Annotated in this window: 4 protein-coding genes; all 4 read right to left on the bottom strand. The window is 32.3% G+C overall.

Translation table 11 applies throughout. The features are described from left to right. Nucleotides 1–59: 59 nt before the first annotated feature. Nucleotides 60–833 (bottom strand): bifunctional hydroxymethylpyrimidine kinase/phosphomethylpyrimidine kinase, encoded by a 774-nt coding sequence (locus ACTHW2_RS11530; RefSeq protein ID WP_442264066.1) that lies wholly within the window; start codon nt 831–833, stop codon nt 60–62. Between the two features lie 145 nt (nt 834–978). Beyond that, nucleotides 979–2,367: a tryptophanase gene (locus ACTHW2_RS11525; RefSeq protein WP_442198634.1), complete on the bottom strand. Its 1,389-nt coding sequence runs from the start codon at nt 2,365–2,367 to the stop codon at nt 979–981. Nucleotides 2,368–2,417: 50 nt separating this feature from the next. After that, entirely contained in the window at nt 2,418–3,809 is a 1,392-nt protein-coding gene (locus ACTHW2_RS11520) for an APC family permease (protein WP_442264065.1), read from the bottom strand. A gap of 17 nt (nt 3,810–3,826) precedes the next feature. Continuing rightward, nucleotides 3,827–4,135 (bottom strand): RidA family protein (locus tag ACTHW2_RS11515; RefSeq protein WP_442264064.1); only part of this gene is annotated, 309 nt, incomplete at its 5' end.

Below are 4,135 nucleotides of genomic sequence, written 5' to 3'. Positions count from 1 at the left end.
ACCCTATCCTTTAGTTATCAATCTATTCAGCTATTTTGTTGAGTTTGTCTTAATTACTCTTAAGACAAACTCATATTATGAATTTTATTGAGATATTTTTGTATTTCTATTTCATTCACACTGTTCACTATATCATTCTGATACTCAGCTTTAATAATACTAGATAATACCTGAGTAACATATTCGACAGACATTTGTAGGTTTTCACCTTTCTTATATTTGCCTATCAGAAGAGAAGTAAATATATCACCTGTCCCTCCTACTTGAACTGGTATATGGTCAAATTTTACTCTAAAGATATCTTCTTCTTTTGAATATCCATAAACATAGTAGTTCTGATTTATTTTTACAGATGTTACAATAGTTGACTTTATTCCTTGTTTTTTTGCTTTTTCTAACCATGATCTCAATAAAGAATCGTTTAGCTCATTCGGCTTAGGATAATTTTCTCCAATAATTAAGCAAAACTCTGTAAGGTTTGGAATTAAAACATCTGCTTCTAAAGCTATTAACTTAGATGCTTCCATTAGATCTTTAGATAAACCTGGATAAATATTACCGTTGTCCCCCATAATTGGATCTGAAATAATAACAGGTTTCTTTTTATGATAATTTACAATGTCTTTGACAATTTCTACTTGTTTTGGGTTCATCAAAATTCCAGTTGTAATAGTATCAAATTGAAAGTCCAATTCTTTCCAAGTGTTTTGTGTGTTTTCCATAAATTCAGTTAGATCTTCGACAATTACTTGCTTATAGTCAAAATTATTGGAGACAACTGCTGTCGGTAAGTAAGAAACATTTGTCTCTAAAGTGTTTAATATTGGAATCATTACCGATAATGCAACTTTTCCGATGCCGACGAAATCTGATATTAGTAAGATATTATTTTTACTCATATCGATAAATATCCTCCCTTATATTTAAAAATAAAATCTGAGCTTCATTTTTAGGTGAAGCTCAGATTCTTTAAAATAATTATTTAATTGGTTCTAGTGAGGCTTGGAAATGTCTTAAAATTGGAGGTTCCCAAGTAATTCTGTATCCCTTTTGAATTTCATCTGCACGTTCTTTTATAGCAATTAGTGCATCTGCCATAATATCAAGGTGCGCTTGAGTATAAACTCGCCGTGGAATAGCCAAGCGTGTAAACTCAAAGTCAGCTTCTAACTGTTCACCTGTATCAGGATCATTCCCTAACATATATGAACCAATATCACAAGTACGTATACCGGCTTCTTTGTATAATTCAATAACTAATACTTGTCCTGGAAATTCATGGTACGGAATGTGTGGGAACATTTCTGCTGCATCAATAAATACTCCATGCCCTCCTACTGGTGCTTGGTATGCTATACCTGCTTCATCGAGGCGCCCTGCTAAATACTCCATTTGTCCTATTCGGTATTCGAGATAATCTTCTTCAATACCTTCATATAAACCAATTGCTAATGCTTCCATATCACGCCCAGCTAAACCACCATAAGTAAAGAATCCCTCGTAACTAATTGTGTTAGCTTTAACTTTGATAACTAATGGATTATCTTTATCTTTAATACCTAATAGACCACCAATATTAACAATGGCATCCTTTTTAGCGGACATTGTAAACATATCGGCATAACTGAACATTTCGCGTACAATATCTTTAATTGATACATCTTGATAGCCTTCTTCATCTCGTTTTATAAAGTGAGCATTCTCTGCAAAACGAGCAGCATCAATAATATACGGTAAATCGTATTTTTTACAAACTTCACCAACTTCTCGAAGGTTTTCCATAGAAACAGGCTGACCTCCTGCAGAATTGTTAGTAATAGTCATAACTACTGCCCCGATTTTTTCTTTCCCTTTTTCCTCAATTACCTGCTTCATCAACTCTACATCCATGTTTCCTTTAAACTTTGATCTTACTTTAGGGTCTTTAGCTTCCTTTACTACGCAGTCGATAGGTCTTGCTCCTGCTAAAATAACATGAGCTCTTGTGGTATCGAAGAACATATTAGATATTGCGAATTTTCCTTCTTCTAGTAATAAAGGAAGTAATACCTTTTCTGCAGCTCTTCCTTGGTGCACTGGTTGTATAAAATCATATTGGAAAATATCTTTTCCAGCGTCAACTAGTCTGTAATAACTACTTGATCCTGCGTAAGCTTCATCACCTTGCATTAGAGCTGCTTGTTGTTTGTCACTCATAGCATTGGTACCGGAATCCGTTAGTAAATCAATATAGCAATCTTCTCCAGCTAGATTGAACGTATTATATTTAGCTTCTTTAATTTTTTCTTCTCTTTCTTCTCTAGAGAGTACTTTTAAAGGTTCTACTGCTTTAATTCTGAATGGTTCTGCAACATATTTGTTTGACATTTATAATTCCTCCATTATTTTTAATATTATTGTTAAAATATTATTTTTATTTAATTTAAGCTGTCGTTGATGATTGCTTCTTTACTAGCTTCTAGCTGTTTCTTGCTAACTCGTTTAGTTTTAAGATTATAATACGAATACCCAAAGAAGAATACTAACAATCCAATCATCATAAACATTTCTTTTATAGACAAAATAATAAATAAGTTATAAGCTACAATAGCGGAAAAAACAGCTGCTAAAATACATATTGTATTTATAATTGGTGTAGGCATATAAATCACACTATTTTTCCATCTATCAGGATGATCTTTTATAATTTTAATACACGATAAATTTAAATAGACATTCATAAGCATTAGTGGAATCATAATTAAGGAAACAATTACATCTAAACTAAAGTCTAGTAAGATAGGAAGAATACTTACTATGTAAAACAAACTATAGATGATATATGGATACCCGTTTGAATTAGTTTTAGTAAATATTTGCGGCAACCAACCGTCTTCGGCAATCTTTAAAATAGGATATCGTACCATAGTAATCATACTTAACAATGAAGTTGCAATTGAAAATACAGCGCCTCCTAGTATGAAAATAACGAAGATCCATTGTGGAAATACACGATCTGCAACTAAACTTAAGTTCTGTCCAGCTACCTCAGAAATTGGAAGAACTCCTGAAGATACATAAGCTATTAAAGCGTATACAATTCCAAGAGCAAGAGCTGTTAGTAATATTCCAAAAGGAATTGTTCGTGATGATTTCTTAGTAACAGCAGCTACTGAGACAGGTCCTTGAGTGATTCCTTGACAAGCAAAAGACATGATAGAAACAGCAGCAATAAACCCACCAAATCCATTTGTAAATAAGTTATTATTAATAAATGTACTTGTTTCTACTTTAGGAAGCCCAAATATAATGAATAAAAAAAGTGAACCTAACAATATAGTAGTCATTATACTATTTAAAACAGAAATGAATTTAGATCCTTTTGTTGAAGCTAAAAAAAATAGTGTGATGATTCCTATCGATATTAGTTTCCCATAAGGAATAATTTGTGGGAAAACTATGCTGGCATACTCTACAATTGCAACAGCATACATAGCTATAGAAAAGCCGAAAGAAAAATTTGCATAACCACTAAATCCTGTTAATAATGGATTGAAAGCCAGTGCTTTTTGACTATAATCCCCACCCTTTAAAACAAACATAGACGAGAGAATTATACTGAAGAAATTAGCAATTAACATGAATAATACTGCTACAATAACTGCTAAAACAATTGAGCGACCTGTCTTTGCTATACCTTCTCCTAATAAAACAAAGATACCTGATCCTACAGCTCCTCCAAATCCAATACTAAATACATTCATTAAATTTAAATTGGCTTCTTCTACATTAGAGTTCTTATCTAGCGTTGTATCAAGATTTTTCTCCATCTTGTTCCCCATTTCCTTTAATTTTTAAAATCTACAATAGCCTCAATTTCAATCGAAGCATTTTTAGGGAGCCTTGATACTTCAAAGACACTACGTGCTGGAAAGATATCTCCAAAAAAATCTTTAAATACTTTGTTTATAATGTCAAATTTATCTATCTCTGTTGTTAAAACAGTTAGTTTTAAAATAGAATCTATGGTTAATCGATCTTCTTTTAAAATGTTTTCTATATTTTGAAGACTTCTATAGCATGCATCTTCAAAGTCTTCGACTAATTCACCAGTAGTAGGATCCACAGGCAACTGGCCTGAAGGAATAAAAATACA

Origin of the sequence: Tissierella sp. (genome assembly GCF_052089545.1) — a bacterium.
GTDB lineage: Bacteria > Bacillota > Clostridia > Tissierellales > Tissierellaceae > Tissierella_A.
Note: the sequence above shows the minus strand (reverse complement) of the source record. Positions and strands in the feature narration are given on the sequence as shown.

Excerpts from the sequence above, each read along its gene's own strand:
- ACTHW2_RS11530 (WP_442264066.1), bottom strand. The coding sequence starts at position 833 with ATGATTCCAATATTAAACACTTTAGAGACAAATGTTTCTTACTTACCG.
- ACTHW2_RS11525 (WP_442198634.1), bottom strand. The coding sequence starts at position 2,367 with ATGTCAAACAAATATGTTGCAGAACCATTCAGAATTAAAGCAGTAGAA.
- ACTHW2_RS11520 (WP_442264065.1), bottom strand. The coding sequence starts at position 3,809 with ATGGAGAAAAATCTTGATACAACGCTAGATAAGAACTCTAATGTAGAA.